We start from the raw sequence: 22,582 nt of genomic DNA, 5'->3' as shown, positions 1-22,582 counted from the left end.
ATTTTAAGTTCTACAACTTAAAATTACCTTACACTTGTAATCAAAATCTTGTTCAGTTTTCAAAGATCTACTCTGACGCAACGTCGTCTTATTGTACCTCAACGCCGCATATAATAATATACCATGTGGTTAATTTATTGTCAATAGAAAAGTTTGACTAATTTTAACCAAATTGATATGCCGCACTTGACGACAACTAATACTATACTATCTATCACAGTTAACGTCAATACTTTTTTTAAATAAACCCAAATTAATTTAAATAAGAAAAAATTAAATTCAAAAATCCTCATTTTATTGATACACTTAAATAGTTAATGACTTATATAAAAAGAGGAAAAACATGGATTTTTTTAAATTTTTAATTGACTTTATATTACACATTGATCATCACTTAATCACGATCGTAAACATGTTTGGCGATTGGACATACTTAATCTTATTTGCAATCATATTTATTGAAACTGGAGCGGTCATTTTACCTTTCCTTCCTGGAGATTCACTTTTATTTGCAGCCGCTGCCCTATCTGCTAACTCCAATTATCATCTTAGTATCTGGATATTCATCATTATCTTCTTCTTAGCATCTGCCGGTGGAGACTCCCTTAACTTCTTTATTGGAAGAAAAGTTGGAAACGCACTAACTGAACACCACTTTTTTGGTAAATTTATCAAGGAAGAAGATCTAACTCGTGCACGTGAATTCTTCGATAAATACGGTGCAATTGCCATCTTTTTGGCTAGATTCATGCCAATTATCAGAACCTTTGCCCCATTTGTAGCCGCTGGCACAGATTTCAGCTATAAAAAATTCCTTAAATACAACCTCATTGCTTGTATCAGTTGGGTACTGATTTGTTGTGGAGCTGGGTATTTCTTCGGAAATATTCCGTTCGTTCAGGAACACTTTTCACTAGTAATCATTTTGATTATCGTAATTTCACTAATTCCAGCTTTAATTGGATATCTAAAAAGCAAGATTTCTACATCGAAGTAGGTTTCAAACAAAAAGAGCCTGTCTATTAGATCTTAATCTTCTAGACAGACTCTTTTTTTAGTTGTCTTTTACCAATCCAAATTATCAAAGATAATCCCAAAAGAATAATTAAAAAAAACAACAAAAAGCACATTAAAAAATACTGATTCGGCAATACGTTAATGATTGGATCTTTCTTTGACGTAAAAACCCAATCCCGATTTCTAAAAAGAACATCATGGAAATAAATAAAAACATCTTGAAAATCCAAAACACAAAAGACTCCAAAAAAAATTATAAATAAAATCGTCATCTCTGAAAGCAACTGAAACTTCCATAACTTCTTAAAGTAAAGGAAACGAATCATAATGACAAGTAAAACCATGGATACAATTAACAATACCAAATTATTAGTTAATACCAACGCTCTTACATTGTTAAAATGTACCATTCCATTTGCCGAAATTGGAAACTGGTCCAAGCTTAATTTAGGCGCAAATGGATTCTGAATGAAACCAATCATTTTATAAAAATTACTCATTAATAATCCACTTGAAACATGAAATTGATTAGTTAAATTCAACACGGAAAATGCAACATAATAAAGCCAACTAGCATTGATAACAAAAAAAACGGCAAATGTTATTAAAAAAAGTAGTATTAAAACAAATACTACTAAATCTTTCAAACTATAAAGTATTCCATTCATCTAAGCTATTTACCTCATAAGTAGGTTGAACTTCTTTCTTTTTTACCTGTTCTCTGGTAGACACACCAGTATAAGTCAGCAAAGTATCTACTCCATCGTTAATGCCGGCCATAATATCAGTGTCATAATTATCGCCTACCATGATTACGTCTGCTTGGCTTAAATTCAATTGATCTAAAGCTTTTCTAACAATTAAGGTCTTGGGTTTGCCAATCATTACCGGCTCAACCCCTGAAGCATACCGAACTGAGTCGATAATTGAACCAGCACTTGGCAGCATCCCATATTCGCTTGGAATTCTCGCATCTGGATTAGTTCCAACAAATTTAGCTCCGTGGGCAATCCCCAGCACTGCTCGTGCTAATTTTTCATACGTCAAGTCACGATCAAGACCAACCACTACATACTCTGGATTATCTGTAAAAATATTGAAACCCATTTTCTCCATGGATTCCTTTAATCCATTTTCTCCAATAACGTATGCCGTTCTGACTTTATTTTCATGCGACTTCGCATCCTCACTAACAAAAGCAGCTGTAGCCATCCCAGAAGTATAAACGTTGTCATTTGTAACATGAATATCGTGATTAAGTGCCAAATTATGGACCACCTCACTTGGAGTCTTGGTTGAATTATTCGTAACAAATAAAAAAGGAATGTAATTTTTCTGGAGTCTCTCAATAAAACGCTTAGCCGCTGGGATTCGCTTTTTTCCTTGATAAACGGTTCCATCCAAATCAATTAAATATCCCTTGTAACTCTTCATCAAGATTTCACCTATTTCTGTCTAATGGTAAAGCCACGCTTGCCATCTCTAAAATGTTTTGATTTAAAATTATTATTTGACGTCTGATTAGCATTATGCTTGCTTGCAGTTCCTGCTTTTCTATTTTTTCCACCAGCACGTTGTCTTTTTCTACTAGTTTTATGGCTTTGATTCTTTTCCTTTTCGGCTTCCAAATTGTGTAAGACAAAGTAATTAGAACCAAAATTGGCATCCTCAATAATATAATCTGGAATTGCCGCATGACGTAAACCTTTACTAACATTTCTAAAGTCAGCATAAAAACCTTTTAGCCGTAACTGATTATATCCCCAGTCACCAACAATGTAATCAAAACGTGTCAAAATGGGATTAAATTTATTGGCAAATTCACCTAAATCAAAAGCATTTCTAATATTAGCTTCAAGAACGTACACGTGGCCATTAATGCTTAAAGTTGTTTCATCAACCTGCTTAATAGTAGCCAAGGAATCTCTCTCATCATTCCTTGTTTCAATCAAACTCTCAATTTCGTTGTGATCCATTTTACTTCCCCTCGATCGGAAACTTCTTTGCTAGATAATCACCAAAAACATCCCGCAAAGTTTCACCATAAAAAATGTTATTTTTACCCACAATGCTAATCGCCGGGAAAAACGGAATAAAACTATAATGATCAATCAAAGCAATCGTGTATTTTTTATCGGGTTCTACTAGTTGATTATGATAGAATAACTGCTTTTTATTAGTGTCGTATCGAATCCCATCATAAATGAGCCTTCCAAAATATTTTCCCCGAAAACCCATTCCTTTTTGCTCAAAACGAACTAAAAAGTCCTTGTTCTTTTCCATTTCCATAATCATTTCCCACAAGTTATAACCATAAAATTGACTTTTCATAACGTGAATTGAATGTGGTAATAATTTATGGAGTTCGTTTTTGTCAACAATTCCCTTTTTTAAATCACCTAAAAACAAACCCGTGTTCAAAACGGCAGCAGTCGTCCCAGCTTTAGCTTCAATGGCCTTTAGTCCCAAGTCAACCAGTTCATTATCATCAGTTAGTGACGTTGTCATTGTATGAGGAATGTCAGCAACCTTACTACTTGCTAAAATTCTCTCACCGCGATCTTCAAGACGCTCAATCTCCTCTGCATCTTGCACATCGGTTTCCATTTCAGATGTTTTATATACACGTGCCTTAACGTTCTCTACTCTTTTTTCAGCGTTAACGTCAAAAGTAATTTCACCGACGTAGTGGCCCCATTTCTCAGCTGCAGTTAACATGGTTTGATTAACCATTTCACCATGAACTAACAAATGATGAGTGTGACCCCCAACGATAATATTGATGTCAGGAAATGCTTTCGCAATTCTTCGATCATTGCTAATCCCTAAGTGAGAAAGCAAAATCAGAACGTCATATTGCCCCTTCCAATCATTCAAACAACGCTCAATGGTACTTTTAATTGGAAGTGAATTCCAATCCATGTATTGGTACGTGGGATAAGGTGCCGTTAAGCCCATAAAACGGACCCGAACATCATTTTTTAGCTTAAAATCACGATACGGGATCGCCCATTTTGGAAGTTGACCAGTTCTTTCATCAATCACATTATCCAAAACAACGGGAAAATTGGCATCATCATAAAGATGCGCCAGTTCGTCATGTGACATTGTTAGTGCTTCATTATTTCCAATTGTGGCAGCATCATAACCAACTGAATTCATCAATTCAATGTTGGCCTTACCAGAAGTAGCATCAGTCAGCGCGTTTGATCGGTCAATGGCGTCACCGTCATCAACTTTAAACACTCGATAACCCTGCTTTTCCAATTGTTTTGTTCTTAGTTTCATAAACCTTCTGATCTTGGGCCAATTTTCAAAATGAGAATGAAGATCATTGGTATGCAGAATTGCTACTTTATCATCCATAAAATTACTTCCTCAAAATGTTTTCTGTAACTATCGCTAATTTCTATTTTAACATCCATCAATAACTATAATCAAAAAGTCGATGACTTTAATCATCGACTTCTTTGTTTTCTCTTCTTTTATCATTTAAAACTTTAAATCCATATAGAACAAGAAGCCAAACAACCGATCCAATTAATGCGATCAATGTTTGCATTTTGAAAATTAAAACAAAAGCAACGAAGACCATAAATCCAACAACGAAAAAGTCAGAATATGGGAAAAATGGCATCTTGAAGGTAAGTTTGTTTGTCTGTTCTTGGTTAAGTGACTTGCGATATTCATAGTGTGTAATAACAATTAAAGACCAAACAAACAAGAAACAAGTGGTAGCGATACTTGAAACTAATTCAAAAACACCGTCTGGCATCAAAATGTTTAACAACACTGAAATAGCAATCACAATCGTTGAAAACAAAATTGCATTTGCAGGAATGTGCCTTTTTGAAAGCGTTCCAAGCTTCTTTGCAAATTTATTTTGGCTCTTGTCGGTTAGAGAAAATAACATTCTACCGGTAGTAAAAATAGCACTATTACAAGAAGAGGCTGCAGCGGTCAAGACCACGAAATTAATAATAGCAGCTGCTGACTTAACTCCAATGTTTGAAAACACTTGGACAAAAGGACTCGAATTTGCTGAAATGTACTGCCAAGGAAAAATACACATTAGAGCCAATAACGAACCAACATAAAAAATAATGATTCTAGTTGGGACTTCATTAATACATTTAGGAATGATTCTCTGAGGATCTTGGGTCTCTGAAGCAGTCATCCCAATCATTTCAATTCCTGCAAAACTAAAAAGAACCATTTGAAAAGAAAGGACAAATCCCGATGCACCATGGGCAAAAAAGCCATCAGAATACAAATTAGACACCTGTGCATAACCAACACTTGTCTTGTAATGCATTAAAACCAAAACAATTCCAATAATGATTAACGCCACAATGGCCACCACTTTAATCAATGCAAACCAGAATTCGGTTTCACCAAAAGCAGACACGGTGATTGAGTTCAACAAGAATAAAATCAAAATTAAGAAGGCAGCAGTTACCCACTGTGGCAGGTCAGGAAACCAAAACTTCATGTATAGACCAGCAGCGGTTACTTCTGCCATTGCAATGGCAATCCAGCAAAACCAGTAGGTCCAGCCTGCCACAAAACCAGTTCTTTCTCCTAGGTACTTATTAATAAATTCAATGAACGAAACACTATTCGTATTTGAAAGTAGTAATTCACCAAGTGCTCTCATTAAGAAAAAGCAAGCAACTCCAGCAATTATATATGCAATGATAATGGATGGACCAGCCAAATGAATTGATTGACCAGCTCCTAAAAACAATCCGGTTCCAATGGTCCCGCCTAGTGCCATTAATTGAACGTGACGACTTTTAAGTCCACGTGACATTTGGTTTTCATTATTTGTATTTTTTTCCAACAAAAACATCCTTTCTTTACGTATGCCTACATTATACACGGATACGTGAAGCTGTTTGCTACTTTTTATGGAAATTATACAGATATTTTGTAAGAAAAACTACCAAAATTTCAAAAAAGGTTAAATCAATGACATAAAAAAGAAATCTTGGATTTACCAAGATTTCTTTTAGGTTATTTACTTGCATTCTTTTCCTTTTCAAGTCGCTGAACATCAAGGGCAATCATCAATTCTTCGTTGGTTGGTACCAAAAGGGTTTTAATCTTTGAGCCATCAGCACTCAAATCTCTAACCACCCCACGCACATTGTTCTTTTCTTTATCAACGCCAATCCCGAAGTATGACAATTGATCAGTAACTTCTTGTCTAACGGTAATACTATTTTCACCAACTCCAGCAGTGAACACAATTGCATCAGCACCACCAAGTTCAGCTAGGTAGGATCCAATGTATCTAACAATTCGATTAACATAGATTTGACGGGCAATTCTAGCACGATGATTAGTCTTTTGAGCAGCCTCAACCTCACGCATATCAGCAGAGACACCCGAAATACCAAGTAATCCAGACTTAGTGTTTAAGACTTTAATCATATCGTTGATATCTGTCATTCCTTCTTTTTCCATAACGTAGGCCAAAAGAGAAGGATCAACATCACCTGAACGCGTAGCCATGGTTAAACCAGTAACTGGGGTAAATCCCATCGATGTGTCATAGGACTTACCGTTCTTAACGGCACAAATTGAAGCCCCCGCACCTAAATGCATGATAATCATCTTTAAATCTTCTACGGGTTTACCCATTAACTCAGCTGCTCTTTGAGAGACATAGCGATAACTAATCCCGTGGAATCCATATTTACGAGCCGTATATTTTTCGTAGTACTCATAAGGAAGACTGTACAGATAATTTTTCTCGGGGATGGTTTGATGAAATGATGTATCAAAGACGGCAACGCTAGTCACATTTGGAAGCACCTTTTCAAATGCCTTAATTCCTAGAACGTTGGCTGGCTCATGCAGGGGTGCCAATTCATCCAAACTTTCGATCTTTTTGAGAACTTCAGGAGTAATGATTACCGATTGATCAAAATATTCTCCCCCGGCAACGACTCGATGTCCAACTCCGGTAATTTCGTTATAGTCGTTGATAATATCAAGATCGAGTAATTGATCTAACAAAATTTGGATTGCTTGTTCATGATCCTTAACATCTAATGTTTCCTCAAATTTCTTCCCATCATCATATTTAATTTCAACATGTGATTTTGGTAAGCCAATCCTTTCAATTAAACCTTCTCCAAGAACTTCTTCTTCTGGCATTTTAAACAACTTAAACTTTAAAGTCGAACTACCAGCATTAATTGCAATAATCTTACCCATGAGTAATCTCCTTAATTTCAACTATTTCTTCAATAAATCGTTTTCTTCCCAATCAACAATCTCAGCCATGAACTTTTGAAAGGCAGTCGTATCCTTAAACGAAGGAAACTCTCCTAACATCACTTTTTGAACTTGGTGACTATCTCCACCACGATTCTGCAAAATTAAAATGGCTTTTTGAGCACTTTTATCCCCAAACAACTCTTGGGGTAAATTCAGTACTCCCTGTAAATAAACCGAATCTTGAAACCACTTCAAAAGTCCCTTTGCTTCACTCGTTTCAAAAAGATTGCTTGGAACTAGGAACACTCCAAATCCAGCAGGCTTTAAGTAATTCATTGACTGCTCAATCAATAAATGATGAACATATGAATGACCAGATTGTGACCGCGTCGCATAACTTTTTGTCTTTTCATCAATTGGATAATAACCAACTGGGAGATCAGAGACAACTAAATCAACCTTAGGAACCAACAGATGTTCAATACTATCCTGCTGAATTAGTTCAACATCTAAATCTTGCATTTCAGAACTAATACTAGCAATTGAAATCATTGAATCATCATTATCGATTCCATATCCCTTAACAGTATCATGAAGTGAATCGTGTAGCTGATTCATGACCGCTGTAAGTAAATTCCCAGTTCCAACTGCTGGATCAAGGATGCTCACGCTAGACTTGTGTTCATAAATCCGCGTAACTATGTATCCCATGATGTAAGCGATTGTATCAGGAGTTATTTGATGATTTGCCTGAATCTTATCTTCTTTAGTAGCTTTGATCATAACCATTTGAATAGCACGTCTAATCGATTCATTATCCATCTTTTTATAGTCAACCGTTTGATACAACTTAGTCAGTTCATCAACAACGTTGGATTTCGGAATACCATCCTCGACCCGAACGATATTGTTATCAATCATATTATCGGCGGTTTCGATGAAAGCGTCTAGATACGAAGTACCTAACGCCTGACTCAAGACTTTACTGGATTGATCAAAAACTTGAAACAATGATATTGATTCTTTCTCAGACAGAATATCAACCCCTCTTCTTATATATCTAGGGTTAATATTACCAGAATTCACGCATATTATTCAAGATTTCTCATTTATCTATTAGAATTATTCAATTCTTTCGTTAGTCTTTGATATTTTGCGGTTCGAATATGATTATTTTGAATTTGAAAATTAATCTTTTGGTAACGATAAACAACTATTCCAGACAAAAAAGTTAAAAACAAAATTGCAACTAACGTTAAACTCCCGCTTCTCTTACAGGTGACTTTTGGCTTCATAATTGACCCCATTAATTCTAATTTGACTAGTTAATATATGATGATGTAATGACCAAGATGCCTTACTAACGTTTAATATGATTGGAATATGTCCACCATTTACTCCACGCAATCGAACCATGTCATGATAATGTTCCATTATATATTCCTTATTTTCCTTCTTACTCTTTAATTTAATGGCATCTTTAGTGACTTTAATCATCTTAAACTGATAATCAGGTGACTCAATCACATCAAGATAACGATAAAAGGTTCCCTGATTATCACTCCACTTTTCCTTTTGAATTAATTGACTAGTAATCATAATCAAGCTAAATGCTAACGAGACCAACAAAAGTGAACAAATGGACTCAATCAACGAAAAGCCGGCTCGATCATTTATATTTTTTAAGTAATTCACGTTCATAATTCATCCTAACCTGATGTGTTTCATACTGACTTTTTCTTAAGCAATGATATTCAAAATCATTAACGTTTAAATAAAAGATCACACCACTACAAATCAGAATTAGACCAACTAAAGAGTCAATCAACGTAAATCCAAGTCTAATTTTATTTAATAGTCTCAAGATGATATGCACCCCATCCAAGTTGAATTTTTTGTAAAATCGTTTTCTTTTGGTTTTGCGAATACCATCGAATTGTTTGCGGTTTAACGTATCCATCACTTTTGATCTCAATATCATGATAACTTTTAACGCTTAATCCCTTTGGCATCCTAATTATCTTATCTTTTTGTTTCGATTTGCCGCACTTAGCAAACACCACTTCATCATCTGGATAAAACAATACGTCCGTTGAATGATGACTATTCTGTGACTCTAGTAACGCGTCGTTCCACCCTGAGTCTAAAGTTTGAAAAAAGCGTTCCTCTTTACCCTCAAAAAATCCCAAATAGTTTCCGGCAACCAAGGTGATCCCTAAAATAAGGGATGTTAAAAACAAAACGAGGAGACTTTCCACTAACGTAAAACCCACTTGATTATCTTTGAACAGCATGATTTTTTACTACGACCACTCTTTCCACTTGAGCTTGTTTAGCCTGCTTACTCGTTAAATAATGGCTTCTAACTAACTTGTTAATGGTTACATTTCCGTCATGCTTTTCGTCTTCATAAGCATCGATTTGAGTTTGAATAACCGACACCATCGCCGATCCATGAATTTTTTTGGCGTGATCCTTTTGATTGCTTAAGTTCGGAATAATAATTAGAACCAGTAGCGAGATAATGAATAAGACAATTGTCATTTCAATTAGTGTGAATCCTTTTCTCTTCATTAGTAAATTCCTTTCATTGAGTTATACATTGGCAGTAACATCTGCAAGTAAGCACCCACAATTAGGATGCCGATCACCGCAAATGAAATCGGCTGGATTAACTTAATCAGTAAATTCGACTTTTTGATCATGTCTTTAAAGCTGAGCTGACTTAAAGCTTTTAAATTTTGGGCTAATTCAGACTGAGTACTTCCATTTGATAGAAACACAATCATTTCCTCAGAAACAAAGGAATAATGAGCTAAACTTGCTCCAAAACTAAGTCCATTGTTAAAACCATCTTGCATGGTCTTCCCAACATCATATAGAAGACTCTGATGATCAAATTTTAATAAACTAAAAACAACTTGTTTTAAGTCCAATCCTCCTTTGATCATTAGCGCAAAGTTGGAGGTCACAAAATATTGGTAATATGACTTAAACAATGAACCAAGTAATGGGATCTTTACCAACAAATTAATTCGATCAATACACTTTTTATTTTTAAAACTTTGATAACCAAAAATTCCCGCCACAAGCGCCATGAATATTAATCCATAAACGACATATTGAATAAAATGGCTTCCATTAGAAGCTGATTTACCGGTTAAATCAGCAGTTTGGGGCATGATCACAAACCTAACTGCAAAAATAATACTAAACAAGACCACAAACAAAAATGCTGGATAAATTACAACTCCCTTAATCTTTTCATTTTGAGCAATTCTTAACTTTAAGAACTCCCCGACCTCTTTCATCTCATTAATCAAATCTCCATGTTTATCGGCAATTTCTAATTGGTAATAAATTGATTCACTCAAAAAGAATCTCATCGATTCTGGCAGCGAATTCCCGTCCTCCAAACTTTGCATGATCCTAGTAACTATTTTCTGATTTTTTGTTGACACCACTTTAATAAACTTCAAGCTTTGTTGGATAGAAAATCCCATCAATAAAAGGTCTCCCAAGGTTGAGAACAAGAATGACTGTTGTTTAAGGGAAACACATTTACCCGTAATAGTATTCATCTTTAACTTTTTCACTAATTATTCCTTTCCTCGAAAGCTCATCAATTCGATTCTTCCAATCATTCATATCGTCTTTTAATAGCGCATGATCACCAAATTTATCTTTAATAGTCATAAGAGTCTTAGTCTTCTTTGAAACGGTTGGTATTAATCGTTGATACACCACTAAATTCAAAGCTGATTTGATTCTTTCATAATCAACCCCGAGCTCTAGCAATCTTTGAATTGTTCCTTCAGGAGACCTTGCATGAACTGTGCTTAGCACTAAATGTCCCGATAGAGCCGCCGAGATTGCCACTTCGGCCGTTTGATGATCACGAATCTCACCAATTATAAAAACATCAGGACGTTGTCTTAATCCCACTTTAAGTAAATCAGCGTAAGTCATTTGGGCCCGATCATTAACCTCAAGTTGTAAAAAATTTTCTTCATAAATTTCAACTGGATCTTCAATTGTCATCACGATCTGATTTTTACTAATGCTTCTAACGATTCGATAAATCGTGGTCGTCTTACCAGAACCAGTAGGACCAGCAAACAAAAGTAAACCACGTTTTTTACAAGAGGACTCGATCTTTTGAATTTGATCAGCATAAAAAAAGCCACTATCGACATGATTACTGTCATAGATAATCCTAATTACCATTGATTCATCTTGACTGAAATTACCCACCGATGATAATCGTAAACGTAATTTTTGACCTTTGATTACATAGTCCATCGATCCTAATTGGGGCCTGCGATTATCCGTAACCGACATCCCACTTTGATATTTACAATATGAAATGACTTTTTTAGCCATGTCTTTGCTCAAATCCGTAATTTGAATCGTCCGAACGGCCGTATGAACCTTGATACAATAGTCTTTTTCCTTAGGTAAAATAAAAACATCCGAAGCTTGTCGTTGAACTGCAAATTCCATAATATTGTTCAACCATTGTGTCACTTTCACTTTAATCACATCCTTCATAACTAAATACGAAAAAAAGATGCAATCTAATTAAAGATTGCATCTTTTATAAACTAATTTAATTATTTAGCTTGATTAGGTAATACAGCAGCTTCATAAACATCTTGAACATCATCGTTATCTTCTAATTCATCAATTAGACCACTGTACTGTTCAACTTTATCTGAAGGAACTTCTGTCGTATTCTGTGGAATCAACTTAACTTCGGCATCCAATTTGTATCCTGCATCTTGTAATGCATCACGAACATTAGCCATGCTAGCAGGATCAGTAAGAATTTGATACTCATCATCCGTTGATTTCATATCATCAGCACCAGCATCCAACGCTGCCATCAACATACTATCCTCGTCGTCATCAGTATCTGACTTTGAAATCGTAATAAGACCCTTTCGGTCAAACATATATGAGACCGATCCGTCAGTTCCAAGAGAACCACCATGATGAGTGAAAGCTGAACGAATAGCAGCAGCGGTTCGGTTTTTATTATCGGTTAAAGCAGAAACCATAACGGCAGTCCCACCAGGTCCATAACCTTCATATGTTACTTCTTCAAATTTAGCTCCACCAACTCCTGAAGCCTTGTCAATTGCTCGTTGAACGTTATCTTTTGGCATGTTTGCTTCACGAGCTTTTTCCATTTCTAGTCTTAATTGAGGATTTCCTTCGGGATCACTTCCACCAGCTTTTGCAGCTTGATATAAGTTACGTGAGATCTTCTGGAAAATCTTTCCACGCTTAGCATCTTGGGCGTTCTTTCGTCCTTGAATGTTATGCCACTTTGAATGTCCTGACATGATCACAACTCCTCTCTCTTTAAACATATTAACTCTACAATTATATCAATTTGTGGCCTTAGTATCAAGCATAGTTCTATTTGGTCGATTCACGCTTCTTTAATCCAAAGGGTAAAAAGACCTTGTTTTCATCAATTTCTTCATTATTCATCAACTTGGTTAAGAGTCGCATGGCAACAGCTCCAACATCATAAAGCGGCTGAGTAATAGTTGACATAGTTGGTCTAGTCATCTCAGTCAGTTTAGTATCATTACTAGTGGCCAGTTCAAATTCCCCGGGAACACTGACACCGTCATCGGTCATTGAGTTCATCACCCCAGCAGCCATATCATCATCGGTAACAATTGCCGCAGTTACTTCATTCTTTTTTAGTTGCTCTCTTAAAGCATATCCACCAGAATAGCTTACATCGGTCTCAAATAATAATGCTTTCTCAAACGGAATTCCAGCATCTGAAAGCGCGTCTTTATACCCTTTTAACCTGAAATCTTTATTAATCGATCGGTTTAAGGGTCCGGAGATAAAAGCAATACGATCGTTCCCGTTACTAATCAAATGGGTAACCTCGGAATACACGGCTTGGCGATAATCAATGTTCACACTAGGAATCTTACCACTAGCATCAACTGAACCTGCCAAAACAACTGGGGCGTGTGACTTTTTAAATTCAGTCCGAAGTTCATCAGAAATTTCATTTCCCATAAATACAATTCCATCAACTTGCTTGGCTTGCAATGTATTCATTGAAGTGAGTTCACGCTGATTGTTCCCATCCGAATTAGTCAAGATAATATTGTACTTATACATCGTTGCTATATCGTCAATCCCGCGTGCAAGCGAAGCAAAATAGGTATTGGTAACGTTGGGGATAATAACTCCAACCGTCGTTGACTTTTTGCTTGCTAGTCCCCTAGCAACTGCGTTAGGTCGATAGTCAAGTTTATCAATGACACTCAAAACCTTTTGTTTGGTAGCATCTTTCACATTCTGATTCCCATTTACTACCCTTGAGACAGTTGCCATTGAAACATTGGCTTCACGAGCTACATCATAAATTGTCACATTTTGTTTTTTCAAATTTGGTTTCTCCTATTATGTACTACTAGACCATTAATTATTATAAATATATCAAAGTAAAAGAACTCATTCAAGTGAAATCGGTTACATTTTGAGGCAAAAAAAACCGGACTACCGTCCGATTTGGGTAAATAAATTACTTTTCGTGATGTTCGTGAATTGGATAAATTGTTTCTGCTCGATCTTGATCACTAAAGGCATCATCAGGATCAATCACAATGTCATCAGATTCTTTTTCTTTAGCAAGATCATCTAATTCATTTCTAGGAGCAGGATGTTCATCAACGTTCGCCCTTAATGAATTAACAGCCTCTTGCAAATCAGATAACTTATCCCCCAGTGATTCATTTACTTTTTGCACTGAGTCTTTAGCATCATCCATCTTATCTGAAGCAAGATCCTTAAGGTCTTCAGCAGTGTCATTTGCGTAATAAACGTAATCTAGTGCACGATCTTTAACATCTTCAGTGGTATCAAGAAGAAAGTCTTTGATCTCACGCTTTCTCGATTCATCTAATAGTTTGTATGCTACAAATGCAGCAGTTCCGCCGATTACTGATCCTAAAAGCATTCCCTTTTTAAAATTCATAACCAATCCACCCCTTAATTTGTTCCTTCAGAATTTTTGTCGCGTTTGGAGAATAATCTACCAATCATTTTACCAGCAAAAGTCAAAGCCGAAGTCTTGGCTAACAAACCACTCTTTGATCTAACTTTTTCAGTTGCAGTTCTGGTTGCTTCATTTAAGTCTGAAACACTAACACCTAAATCAGCAGCCGCCTGAAAAACTGGGTCGACTTGATCCAACTTTGAGTTAACGTTATTTAACAATGTATTTGAAATCACCATAATCTGCTCACACTCTTTGCTAATATGATTTGCATCATTAGTAAGACTATCAACATTTTCACTTAAGTCTTTAACCGTTTTTGATAAACGGACCAAAAACAAGCATAAAAATACAACTAATACTAAAAAAGCAATTGCAGCAATTAGCGCTGCTAACTCACCAATCCCCATTTAATTATCCTCCTAATGGCTTCTTCTCCATTTAGAATAGCATTATCTAACCCATATGACAATTTAAAAAGCTTAATTTTATTTGGGTCTCGTCTCTGTTAAAATGTTGATAATCGAAAAATTAGGAGCGGAGGACATTATGAACATATTTATCCAATTAGTGGCTAACGGAGCTAACGCTTCATCAGCCCTTAAATCAGGATCCGTTGAAAACGTAGCAAATCCATCGTTTTTAACTAAGTATTTTAGAAGTTTTGACTGGGCTAAAATATTCTCTAATCTTACTACCAAGATTATCAGCATTATCTTAGTTTCAATTTTATTCTTAATTATAATAAGAGTTGGAAGAAGATTTATTAAACACTATTTTAACAAACGTCAAAATGATATCTCGCAAAAACAGGATAAATTGCCCAAAATAACCGGAACGTCAGAACCCATTGCTGCCAGACGAAATAAAACGATGTACACCCTTACCACCAACATTTACTACTACACCGTCGTTTTCTTCTGGTTATATTCACTATTGTCAATGATTGGAATCCCAGTTGGAACGTTACTCGCAGGAGCCGGAATCTTCAGTTTAGCAATTGGACTTGGAGCACAAGGATTCGTCAGTGATATTGTTAGTGGCTTTTTTATCCTAGCTGAACATCAAATCGACGTGGGGGAACGCGTTATTATTAACAATATTGAGGGGTACGTTAAAGCCGTTGGGCTTCGCACGACTCAAATCACAAGTATCAATGGAACTTTAAATTTCATCCCTAATCGTAGTATCACCACCGTTTCCAACCTTTCCCGTGGAGAAATGATGACCATCATCAATATTCGAATTACTCCTGAAACCCCAATCCACAAGGTCGAAGATATCATTGCTAAAGTTAACGAAGAAAAGTGTCCCAATGACCCTGACATTGTTGGTAAACCAGTCATCTTCGGGACTAACTTCTTACAAGATGGCTCGCTTGCAATCTCCGTTTTCTTACACACTAAGAATGAACGTGAATTCGACGTTAACGCTGAATATCTAGGAGCATACCTGACTGCTATTAATAAGGCCGGAATTAATCTTCCACTTTCACCTTTAGTGGTGCCAGAACCACCACAAAGCACAAACTAAAAAAGAGCCTATCACTAATCGTGATAGGCTCTTTTTTACCACCAATCTTCAATTACACTAGTTAACTTACGCAAAGCATTGCCACGAGCGCTGTAGTGATTCTTTTGGGCGTCCGTTAACTCCGCCAAAGTTTTACCAACGTCAGGAAGATAAAAGAGAGGATCATAACCAAATCCATTTGTCCCTTTTGGAGTTTCTACAATCTGACCGTTAACTCTTCCCACAACCACTAGTTGTTTACCATCCGGTCTTCTCACAATCAGTGTTGTATTAAAATGGGCGGAACGATCCTTTTGACCCGCCATGTTCTTTAACAATTTAGCTTTATTAGCCTCATCATTATGATCGCCAGCATAACGCGCTGAGTGAACTCCGGGCGCTCCACCTAAAGCATTAACCACCAAACCTGAATCATCAGCTAACACCGGCAAATTTAAGTAGTCAGAGACGACCCTGGCTTTAATACTTGCATTCTCTTCAAAGGTTGAACCATTCTCATCAATCGGTGGAACATCTTCAAAATCATTAATTGACTTCACGGTTAAGCCTAATTTTGAAAGCATCTCCGAAAACTCATTGATTTTACCAGGATTTTTTGAGGCAAGAACAATTTGATTATTTTTCATCAGTATTTCTCCAATTGTTTAACAGGAATCAACTTAGCATCAATATCAGTATGCAACCAGTTTTTACCCACTTTATCAAATCTTTCAACATCGGCAGTGGTGTAAAAACGATCACTAGGCGATTTCACGTTTGCTAGTTCACCCTTTTGCTTTAATTCATTTTTAACAGCATTAACCGTTTCGTATCCAGGATTAACCAAAGTAACATCGGGGCCCATTACATCCGCAATTAAACTCGCAATAATTGGAAAATGAGTACAACCTAATACTAACGTATCAATCCCACTATCCTTAAACGGTTTCAAACCTTCAATAATCGTCTTTTTAGCGGTCAAACTTTGATAATCACCACTTTCAACAAGCGGAATAAAATCCGGACACGCCACTTCTTTCACAGTGATATTAGGATCAATGCCTTTAATTGTATCTTGATAAGAGTGACTAGCAACCGTACCTTTGGTCGCAATTACACCAATTTTTTGATTTTTAGTTTTCTTAACTGCAGCTAAGCTTCCCGGTTCAATAACTCCAATCACAGGAATTGGAAGGATCTTTCTTAAATACGAAAGAGCTGCTGCCGTGGCAGTATTACAAGCAATCACCATCATCTTAGCGCCTTGATCAACAAAAAAACTCCCGATCTCAGCTGAGTACTTGCGAACCTCATCTACGGTTTTTTCGCCGTAAGGAAGTCGAGCTTCGTCTCCAAGATAAATCATGTTTTCATGTGGTAATTTTGAAAGTGCCACTTTTGCAACTGTCATTCCACCAATTCCAGAATCCATATAAGCTACTGGTGATGATTTCATATTATCCCTCCTATTAACTTCAAATCTAATTATGGCGTTTTTTTAAATTTAGTTCAAGTTGCCTTTCTCCTTTATTTCACGGTGTTCTATGATAAAATGTTATTTGTAAAGTATCTTTTTGGAAGAGGACTCTGATATGAATAAATACGAAAAGTTTCGCAAAGAACATTCTGATTCACCCTTTTGGGGAATCGAACTTTTAAGAGATAGTCTTTTACCAGATTTGTTGGATCAAGATATTCACGACATCTTATACTGGGCTGGCAAGGATCTTGCCACTAAGTTCCCACTAGCATCAAATGATGATCTTCAAGTATTCTTTAAACAAAGTCAGTTTGGTAATCTAGAACTTAAAAAGGAAAGTCTCAAAAAAATCAACTGGAAATTAGCTGGACCAGAAGTCGAAACCAGATTAAAGCTGAACAAGGATCCCGATTTTATGCTTGAAGCTGGATTTTTAGCACAAACGAAACAGCAGATCGATCAAATCGCAACCGAATGCGAAGCAACCATTAAATTAAACAGTGTGAACTTTATAGTTGTTTCTGATCCCAATGCTCCGGTCAACAATCCTAGTGATTTTAAACCAATTATCATCGCAAAATAAAAAAGAGCCATTTGGCTCTTTTTTTATGCTGTATATGCAGACAACAATTTCTTTAACTGATCCTTTGAATGAAAGCCGACAATTTGGTCGATAACCTTGCCATCCTTAAGCACCATCAAAGTTGGAATACTCATAATCCCAAATTCACGTGAAGTGTTTGGATTATCATCAACATTCATTTTAAAGAATTTAACCTTATCTGCTACCTCAGGATCCTCAGACAAGTCTTCAACTACTGGTGATTGCATCTTACATGGGCCACACCATGGTGCCCAAAAATCAACAACTGAAATCCCATCGGCAGTGTCTTCTTTAAAGTTTGCATCATTAGTTTCATTAACCATAACATTTGCCTCCTTAACTTCTTACTATGAGTAAGTATAAACACGTATTGATTCAAATGCAACTAAGTTGCATACAATCTACTTAAACTTGACGACAGTTGAGCCGTCCCCACCAGCATTTGCTGGTGAAAAACCAAATTCCTTAACGCGGCGATTGCGTTTTAGATAATTTATGACTCCCTTACGTAGAGCTCCGGTTCCTTTCCCATGAATAATGGTAACGGATGGATAACCAGCCAAAAGAGCGGAATCAATGTAACGATCTAGTTGTTGCATGGCTGATTCATATCTTTCACCACGTAAATCAAGGGTTGGTGAAATCCCACTTGAACGCGTTCGCCGCACACTAGGCGTGTGCTTTTTCGGCTTTGAAGTCTCTTTTTGAACCTTTTCAAGGTCAGACTCGGAAACTTTCATCTTTAAAATTCCAAGTTGCACTTCCCAATTATCTCTACCAATCTTATTAAGCAGAACACCCCTTTGCCCATAAGACTTAACCAGTACGTCATCACCCTCTTTAAAGTTATGCTTTGCTTTTTCTCGTTTCAAAACACGATTATGTTTAAGTTCTGGATGCTGTTCAAGAGAATTGATCTTTCCCTTAGCATCAATTAATTCATTTTCTTTGACTGATTGTTTACTTTGACGTTGAAGGTGATGAAGATGATTAATAATTTCGTTAGCTTCTCGTCTTGTTTTTGAAACAATTTGATTGGCCTGACGCTTGGCATCATTAACCATCGTATCTTTATTATTATTAAACTTAGTGAGTTGCTCGTCTAACCTAGCGTGCAATTGTTCATTATCTGCCAGTTCCACCTTGAGCTTACGGGCACGTTCATCGGCAGCTTTAGTCTGTTTTGTTAGTTGCTTAATCATTTTATTAATATCTTGACTATTAGAATCCATTAGTGAACTAGCTTCAGAAATGATCGACTCATCCAATCCCAGACGCTTAGCAATGTTTAAAGCATTACTTTGCCCTGGAACTCCCATCAATAGTCGATATGTTGGCTCAAGGGTCTTCTCATCAAATTCCATTGAGGCGTTGATCGTTTCGGGCCGATTGTAGCCATACACTTTCAGTTCTGGATAATGAGTGGTGGCCAACACTTCACTACCTGATTCACTGATTTTATCTAGAATCGACATAGCTAATGCCGCTCCTTCTTTAGGATCCGTTCCAGCACCTAGTTCATCAATTAAAATTAAGCTTCTCTTAGTAATGTGTTTTAAAATGTCAATCAAATTATCCATATGAGACGAGAAGGTACTAAGATTAGCCTCAATCGACTGTTCATCCCCAATGTCAGCAAACACATTATCAAAAACACCAATTTGACTACCTTCATTTGCCATTACAAAAATTCCAGATTGGGCCATTAACTGATTTATCCCAAGCGTTTTGATGGTAATCGTCTTACCACCCGTGTTCGGACCAGTAATAATAATTTGTCGAAAATCAGATCCAATTGAAATATCATTTCCAACAACTTTTTGCTGGTCAATTAACGGATGCCTGACATTTTTTAAATTAACATGATTATCCCTTGAAACACTTGGCTTAGTTGCATTCATCTGATCTGCAAACTTGGCTTTAGCATTGATCAAGTCAAAATGGCCTAATTTAGAAGCATTTTCCATGAGTTCCTCTTGATAAGGTCTAATCATGTCGGATAATTCACCCAAAATTTTATGAATCTCTTTGCGCTCATCTAGTTGTGATCTTCTCAGATCGTTATTAGATGAGACTACACTTTGAGGTTCAATGTACAAAGTCAATCCACTTGTACTTTGATCATGAACGATTCCACCAAATTTTTGTTTGTCTTCTGCCTTAACTGGAATAACATAACGACCATCTCGAACCGTGATGATTGGCTCACTCAAATATTTCGATTGCTTGCCATGGATAAACTTATTCATGGTAGTTTTGATATTAGCTTCTAAGCGCGCGATTTCTCTTCTAATGGAACGCAACTGATTAGATGCCGAATCTAACACTCGTCCATCTTCGTCAATTGACGTCTCAAGTCGTTTTGAAACTTCCGGAAGATCATTAAAGTTCTTGGCTTCATCGTACAAAACGTTCAAATTAATTTTATCATCCGCTAAATTATCAAAGAAAGTTTTAACCCGCACACTTGCAAGTAAAACCGCACTAACTTGAGCCAACTCAGTACCGTTTAAATCGGCATTAAGCGCTAATCGTTTCACGTATGGAGTAATGTCATTTAACCTAGGAACTGGGATCATTTTGTTTAGGCGATAAATATGTGAGCCGTCATCTGACTCATCCAATGAGTGAGAGACTACATCATAATCACTACTTGGCCTTAATTGTTTTAATTCTCTTGATCCATTTTCAGTGGTTAGAAATTGACCCAGCAACTGCTTCACTCTGTTATATTCTAATGTATCAAGTACTTTTTCGTTCATTTTTTCATCCCATTTTACCGATTTATCATTTGATTAAATAAGTGTGGAGAATCCATCGTGATCATCTGTGAGACGGTTGAATTTTGATATTCAGTATTTACCCAATTATTGTTAGTCAATAATAATCCATCAAGTATTAACATTATCACTAACAAACTAATGATTACGCCAACAACCGCACCCAAGAGTGAATTCAGTTGTCTTAACACTGGCAAAGAAACAATTCGATTCAATAGATGTGAAACCCATCTTAAAATAACCGCCACTACTACAAAAGTTACCAAAAATGATAGTCCCCGCCAGAAGCCAGTATTGCTGTAAGCATGGGTCGCTAAAATCATATTAGAGACGGTTCTTAAAAAATCAGCAACCGGAATCACATAAACAAACGCAATTATTGCAGCAATCAAATAACTAATAAAGCTGAATAACTCATTTACCAGGCCACGATGATAACCATGGACAATCGAAAAGATTAGTATAATTATGATGATAATTGTAAATAACATTAGTCTTCGTCATCCTCCGCTTTATTGTTAATCTTATCAAGTTCTAATTGTTTTTTTAATTGATCAGAAATTGCATTAAACGCAATTAAAATGGCAGCATCTTCATCACTTACACCCTTGGAGATGTTTTTTAACTGTGCCAACTGATTGTTTAAGATACGCGCAGTTGTTTCCATGTGTTCATCTGAAGCATCCCCAATAAAAGTATATTCCTTCCCACCAATTTTAGTTTTAAATCTATTTTTACCAGCCAAAGTAAAACCTCCCGCAATGCTTCCATTTTATCATGAAAATCCTTTAAATTAATTAAAAAAAGGATGCTGGATTTCCAGCATCACTTAATTATTTAATTATTTTTGATCTTGTCCTGATTGCAGGAATGTATCAAGCATTTCTTGAACCATTTCCCACTCATTGTCATCTTCAATTGGTTCTAATTCTCCACCACTTGGATTAGCAGGATCATCATCCTTTGGCAATGCATAAGCCTCAATATCTACTTCATCGTTATCATCATCTGTTGCTGGATAAATAAAAATATAGGAACGATTGTAATCATCAGATGAGAAGGTAAATAAAATATTATACAAACTTTCTTTTCCATCTTCATCGACAAGCGTAACTTGTTCTTGTTGGTTGTTCTCGTTTTCTTTACTCATATTAGTTCCTCTTTTCTAATTAGAAATTACATAACTTACCCTTACGATCAAGGTAACTCTGTAAAATCAATTCAGCCGCAACCTTATCAATAACTTTTTTTCGTTTTGCTCTTGAAACATCAGCTTGTTCAATCAGCATTCGTTCAGCTTCAACAGTGGTAAGTCGTTCATCTTCAAAATCAACTGGCAGATTAAAATTTTTCTTTATCAAATCCCCATAATTTTTCGAAGCTTCTACTCTTGGACCAGAAGTATTATTCATATTCTTAGGTAGTCCAATGACAACGCCTTTGACATCATATTTCTGGATTAATTCCTTCATTCGTTTTAACCCAAACTCTTTTTCATCTTCGTTGATTTTAACGATTTCGATTCCTTGAGATGTCCACCCTAAAGCATCGCTCATGGCTACACCAACGGTTCTCGATCCAACATCTAATCCCATTAATCTCACTAATCTGACGTCCCATCCATTGATGGTGTTCTACCCTTCAAATATGAATGTAAAAGCACATCAATTATTTCTTCTCGATCGTAATGACACATTAGCGTCCGCGCATTATTCAATTTTGGAAGATATGCTGGATCGCCAGATGTTAAATAACCAACTAATTGAACATAAGGATCATATCCCTTTTCAATTAAGGCTTGGTAAACAGTCGCCAGCGTCTTATGAATATCTAGATTCGACTTGTCTTTAAATAATGAAATGTTTTCTTGTTTGTGCTCCATCATAGATCCCTCCCCTACAAAAAAGATAATACACGACTAATTT

The 22,582-nt window shown here is 36.3% G+C and carries 28 protein-coding genes; 3 read left to right on the top strand and 25 right to left on the bottom strand.

The features are described 5' to 3' along the window. Nucleotides 1–343 precede the first annotated feature (343 nt). Nucleotides 344–997, top strand: coding sequence for a VTT domain-containing protein (locus AC6UD1_RS04445; RefSeq protein ID WP_500694417.1), 654 nt, complete (start codon nt 344–346; stop codon nt 995–997). A 40-nt stretch (nt 998–1,037) separates the two neighbouring features. Here AC6UD1_RS04445 and AC6UD1_RS04440 read toward each other — a convergent pair whose 3' ends face one another. The 16 genes from AC6UD1_RS04440 to AC6UD1_RS04365 all read right to left on the bottom strand — a co-directional run bounded on the left by AC6UD1_RS04440 (nt 1,038) and on the right by AC6UD1_RS04365 (nt 14,691). Next, entirely contained in the window at nt 1,038–1,664 is a 627-nt protein-coding gene (locus AC6UD1_RS04440; protein WP_500707386.1) for a TIGR01906 family membrane protein, read from the bottom strand. A 1-nt stretch (nt 1,665) separates the two neighbouring features. Further along, nucleotides 1,666–2,451 (bottom strand): TIGR01457 family HAD-type hydrolase, encoded by a 786-nt coding sequence (locus tag AC6UD1_RS04435; protein WP_500707385.1) that lies wholly within the window; start codon nt 2,449–2,451, stop codon nt 1,666–1,668. 11 nt (nt 2,452–2,462) lie between these two features. Continuing rightward, nucleotides 2,463–2,993 carry a YutD family protein gene (locus AC6UD1_RS04430; protein WP_500696897.1) on the bottom strand — a complete coding sequence of 177 codons (531 nt, stop codon included), beginning with the start codon at nt 2,991–2,993 and terminating at the stop codon, nt 2,463–2,465. A 1-nt stretch (nt 2,994) separates the two neighbouring features. Beyond that, nucleotides 2,995–4,383 carry a bifunctional metallophosphatase/5'-nucleotidase gene (locus tag AC6UD1_RS04425; RefSeq protein WP_500701310.1) on the bottom strand — a complete coding sequence of 463 codons (1,389 nt, stop codon included), beginning with the start codon at nt 4,381–4,383 and terminating at the stop codon, nt 2,995–2,997. Nucleotides 4,384–4,471: 88 nt separating this feature from the next. Continuing rightward, nucleotides 4,472–5,869: an amino acid permease gene (locus AC6UD1_RS04420; RefSeq protein WP_500696105.1), complete on the bottom strand. Its 1,398-nt coding sequence runs from the start codon at nt 5,867–5,869 to the stop codon at nt 4,472–4,474. Nucleotides 5,870–6,033: 164 nt separating this feature from the next. Continuing rightward, nucleotides 6,034–7,242 carry an acetate/propionate family kinase gene (locus AC6UD1_RS04415; RefSeq protein ID WP_500707384.1) on the bottom strand — a complete coding sequence of 403 codons (1,209 nt, stop codon included), beginning with the start codon at nt 7,240–7,242 and terminating at the stop codon, nt 6,034–6,036. A gap of 21 nt (nt 7,243–7,263) precedes the next feature. Beyond that, nucleotides 7,264–8,256 carry a class I SAM-dependent methyltransferase gene (locus AC6UD1_RS04410; protein WP_500701311.1) on the bottom strand — a complete coding sequence of 331 codons (993 nt, stop codon included), beginning with the start codon at nt 8,254–8,256 and terminating at the stop codon, nt 7,264–7,266. Between the two features lie 261 nt (nt 8,257–8,517). Further along, nucleotides 8,518–8,946, bottom strand: a complete 429-nt coding sequence (locus tag AC6UD1_RS04405) for a competence type IV pilus minor pilin ComGF (protein ID WP_500696103.1) — start codon at nt 8,944–8,946, stop codon at nt 8,518–8,520. Between the two features lie 146 nt (nt 8,947–9,092). Beyond that, nucleotides 9,093–9,539, bottom strand: coding sequence for a hypothetical protein (locus AC6UD1_RS04400; protein ID WP_500699838.1), 447 nt, complete (start codon nt 9,537–9,539; stop codon nt 9,093–9,095). Next, the gene (comGC, locus tag AC6UD1_RS04395; RefSeq protein WP_500696102.1) at nt 9,523–9,819 is read right to left on the bottom strand and encodes a competence type IV pilus major pilin ComGC; all 297 of its coding nucleotides are present in this window, start codon (nt 9,817–9,819) and stop codon (nt 9,523–9,525) included. Before comGC ends, AC6UD1_RS04400 begins: the two co-directional genes overlap by 17 nt. Next, on the bottom strand, nt 9,819–10,826 hold the full coding sequence (locus AC6UD1_RS04390; protein ID WP_500707389.1) for a type II secretion system F family protein: 1,008 nt from the start codon (nt 10,824–10,826) through the stop codon (nt 9,819–9,821). The genes comGC and AC6UD1_RS04390 overlap by 1 nt, the downstream gene beginning before the upstream one ends. Continuing rightward, nucleotides 10,807–11,778, bottom strand: a complete 972-nt coding sequence (gene comGA / locus AC6UD1_RS04385) for a competence type IV pilus ATPase ComGA (protein ID WP_500699837.1) — start codon at nt 11,776–11,778, stop codon at nt 10,807–10,809. The genes AC6UD1_RS04390 and comGA overlap by 20 nt, the downstream gene beginning before the upstream one ends. An 80-nt stretch (nt 11,779–11,858) precedes the next feature. Continuing rightward, a complete protein-coding gene (locus AC6UD1_RS04380; protein ID WP_500707383.1) occupies nt 11,859–12,593 on the bottom strand; it encodes a YebC/PmpR family DNA-binding transcriptional regulator in 735 nt (244 codons plus the stop codon). Between the two features lie 76 nt (nt 12,594–12,669). Then, nucleotides 12,670–13,671, bottom strand: coding sequence for a catabolite control protein A (gene ccpA / locus AC6UD1_RS04375; RefSeq protein ID WP_500694406.1), 1,002 nt, complete (start codon nt 13,669–13,671; stop codon nt 12,670–12,672). Between the two features lie 136 nt (nt 13,672–13,807). Beyond that, nucleotides 13,808–14,260, bottom strand: a complete 453-nt coding sequence (locus AC6UD1_RS04370; protein ID WP_500696099.1) for a YtxH domain-containing protein — start codon at nt 14,258–14,260, stop codon at nt 13,808–13,810. Between the two features lie 14 nt (nt 14,261–14,274). Then, on the bottom strand, nt 14,275–14,691 hold the full coding sequence (locus tag AC6UD1_RS04365; RefSeq protein ID WP_500696098.1) for a DUF948 domain-containing protein: 417 nt from the start codon (nt 14,689–14,691) through the stop codon (nt 14,275–14,277). Between the two features lie 139 nt (nt 14,692–14,830). Here AC6UD1_RS04365 and AC6UD1_RS04360 point away from each other — a divergent pair, with 139 nt between their 5' ends. Next, a complete protein-coding gene (locus tag AC6UD1_RS04360) occupies nt 14,831–15,814 on the top strand; it encodes a mechanosensitive ion channel family protein (RefSeq protein WP_500696097.1) in 984 nt (327 codons plus the stop codon). Nucleotides 15,815–15,849: 35 nt separating this feature from the next. Here AC6UD1_RS04360 and AC6UD1_RS04355 read toward each other — a convergent pair whose 3' ends face one another. After that, complete coding sequence (locus tag AC6UD1_RS04355; protein ID WP_500696095.1) at nt 15,850–16,440, bottom strand: XTP/dITP diphosphatase; 591 nt, start codon at nt 16,438–16,440, stop codon at nt 15,850–15,852. Further along, nucleotides 16,440–17,249: a glutamate racemase gene (gene murI, locus AC6UD1_RS04350; RefSeq protein WP_500707382.1), complete on the bottom strand. Its 810-nt coding sequence runs from the start codon at nt 17,247–17,249 to the stop codon at nt 16,440–16,442. The genes AC6UD1_RS04355 and murI overlap by 1 nt, the downstream gene beginning before the upstream one ends. Before the next feature lie 136 nt (nt 17,250–17,385). On the opposite strand from murI, the gene AC6UD1_RS04345 reads away from it, so the two are divergent. Next, the gene (locus AC6UD1_RS04345) at nt 17,386–17,856 is read left to right on the top strand and encodes a YslB family protein (RefSeq protein WP_500694400.1); all 471 of its coding nucleotides are present in this window, start codon (nt 17,386–17,388) and stop codon (nt 17,854–17,856) included. Nucleotides 17,857–17,879: 23 nt separating this feature from the next. Here AC6UD1_RS04345 and trxA read toward each other — a convergent pair whose 3' ends face one another. From trxA to AC6UD1_RS04310, 7 genes are all read right to left on the bottom strand, one after another. After that, nucleotides 17,880–18,200: a thioredoxin gene (gene trxA, locus AC6UD1_RS04340; protein ID WP_500694399.1), complete on the bottom strand. Its 321-nt coding sequence runs from the start codon at nt 18,198–18,200 to the stop codon at nt 17,880–17,882. 78 nt (nt 18,201–18,278) lie between these two features. Then, nucleotides 18,279–20,639 (bottom strand): endonuclease MutS2, encoded by a 2,361-nt coding sequence (locus tag AC6UD1_RS04335; protein WP_500707381.1) that lies wholly within the window; start codon nt 20,637–20,639, stop codon nt 18,279–18,281. Nucleotides 20,640–20,653: 14 nt separating this feature from the next. Next, nucleotides 20,654–21,148, bottom strand: a complete 495-nt coding sequence (locus AC6UD1_RS04330) for a CvpA family protein (protein WP_500696092.1) — start codon at nt 21,146–21,148, stop codon at nt 20,654–20,656. Beyond that, on the bottom strand, nt 21,148–21,402 hold the full coding sequence (locus tag AC6UD1_RS04325; RefSeq protein ID WP_500694396.1) for a cell division protein ZapA: 255 nt from the start codon (nt 21,400–21,402) through the stop codon (nt 21,148–21,150). The genes AC6UD1_RS04330 and AC6UD1_RS04325 overlap by 1 nt, the downstream gene beginning before the upstream one ends. A 96-nt stretch (nt 21,403–21,498) precedes the next feature. Continuing rightward, the gene (locus AC6UD1_RS04320) at nt 21,499–21,807 is read right to left on the bottom strand and encodes a DUF1292 domain-containing protein (RefSeq protein ID WP_500694395.1); all 309 of its coding nucleotides are present in this window, start codon (nt 21,805–21,807) and stop codon (nt 21,499–21,501) included. A 19-nt stretch (nt 21,808–21,826) separates the two neighbouring features. Then, entirely contained in the window at nt 21,827–22,252 is a 426-nt protein-coding gene (gene ruvX, locus AC6UD1_RS04315) for a Holliday junction resolvase RuvX (RefSeq protein WP_500694427.1), read from the bottom strand. Nucleotides 22,253–22,260: 8 nt separating this feature from the next. After that, on the bottom strand, nt 22,261–22,539 hold the full coding sequence (locus tag AC6UD1_RS04310) for an IreB family regulatory phosphoprotein (RefSeq protein WP_500694394.1): 279 nt from the start codon (nt 22,537–22,539) through the stop codon (nt 22,261–22,263). Nucleotides 22,540–22,582: the final 43 nt, after the last annotated feature.

It is taken from the genome of Fructilactobacillus sp. X8R1C1, assembly GCF_059900945.1.
Note: the sequence above shows the minus strand (reverse complement) of the source record. Positions and strands in the feature narration are given on the sequence as shown.

Coding starts and splice junctions, on each gene's coding strand:
- AC6UD1_RS04445 (WP_500694417.1), top strand. CDS start 344: ATGGATTTTTTTAAATTTTTAATTGACTTTATATTACACATTGATCAT.
- AC6UD1_RS04435 (WP_500707385.1), bottom strand. CDS start 2,451: ATGAAGAGTTACAAGGGATATTTAATTGATTTGGATGGAACCGTTTAT.
- AC6UD1_RS04430 (WP_500696897.1), bottom strand. CDS start 2,993: ATGGATCACAACGAAATTGAGAGTTTGATTGAAACAAGGAATGATGAG.
- AC6UD1_RS04425 (WP_500701310.1), bottom strand. CDS start 4,383: ATGGATGATAAAGTAGCAATTCTGCATACCAATGATCTTCATTCTCAT.
- AC6UD1_RS04420 (WP_500696105.1), bottom strand. CDS start 5,869: ATGTTTTTGTTGGAAAAAAATACAAATAATGAAAACCAAATGTCACGT.
- AC6UD1_RS04415 (WP_500707384.1), bottom strand. CDS start 7,242: ATGGGTAAGATTATTGCAATTAATGCTGGTAGTTCGACTTTAAAGTTT.
- AC6UD1_RS04405 (WP_500696103.1), bottom strand. CDS start 8,946: ATGAACGTGAATTACTTAAAAAATATAAATGATCGAGCCGGCTTTTCG.
- AC6UD1_RS04400 (WP_500699838.1), bottom strand. CDS start 9,539: ATGCTGTTCAAAGATAATCAAGTGGGTTTTACGTTAGTGGAAAGTCTC.
- comGC (WP_500696102.1), bottom strand. CDS start 9,819: ATGAAGAGAAAAGGATTCACACTAATTGAAATGACAATTGTCTTATTC.
- AC6UD1_RS04390 (WP_500707389.1), bottom strand. CDS start 10,826: ATGAATACTATTACGGGTAAATGTGTTTCCCTTAAACAACAGTCATTC.
- AC6UD1_RS04380 (WP_500707383.1), bottom strand. CDS start 12,593: ATGTCAGGACATTCAAAGTGGCATAACATTCAAGGACGAAAGAACGCC.
- AC6UD1_RS04370 (WP_500696099.1), bottom strand. CDS start 14,260: ATGAATTTTAAAAAGGGAATGCTTTTAGGATCAGTAATCGGCGGAACT.
- AC6UD1_RS04365 (WP_500696098.1), bottom strand. CDS start 14,691: ATGGGGATTGGTGAGTTAGCAGCGCTAATTGCTGCAATTGCTTTTTTA.
- AC6UD1_RS04360 (WP_500696097.1), top strand. CDS start 14,831: ATGAACATATTTATCCAATTAGTGGCTAACGGAGCTAACGCTTCATCA.
- AC6UD1_RS04355 (WP_500696095.1), bottom strand. CDS start 16,440: ATGAAAAATAATCAAATTGTTCTTGCCTCAAAAAATCCTGGTAAAATC.
- murI (WP_500707382.1), bottom strand. CDS start 17,249: ATGAAATCATCACCAGTAGCTTATATGGATTCTGGAATTGGTGGAATG.
- AC6UD1_RS04345 (WP_500694400.1), top strand. CDS start 17,386: ATGAATAAATACGAAAAGTTTCGCAAAGAACATTCTGATTCACCCTTT.
- trxA (WP_500694399.1), bottom strand. CDS start 18,200: ATGGTTAATGAAACTAATGATGCAAACTTTAAAGAAGACACTGCCGAT.
- AC6UD1_RS04335 (WP_500707381.1), bottom strand. CDS start 20,639: ATGAACGAAAAAGTACTTGATACATTAGAATATAACAGAGTGAAGCAG.
- AC6UD1_RS04330 (WP_500696092.1), bottom strand. CDS start 21,148: ATGTTATTTACAATTATCATCATAATTATACTAATCTTTTCGATTGTC.
- AC6UD1_RS04320 (WP_500694395.1), bottom strand. CDS start 21,807: ATGAGTAAAGAAAACGAGAACAACCAACAAGAACAAGTTACGCTTGTC.
- ruvX (WP_500694427.1), bottom strand. CDS start 22,252: ATGGGATTAGATGTTGGATCGAGAACCGTTGGTGTAGCCATGAGCGAT.
- AC6UD1_RS04310 (WP_500694394.1), bottom strand. CDS start 22,539: ATGGAGCACAAACAAGAAAACATTTCATTATTTAAAGACAAGTCGAAT.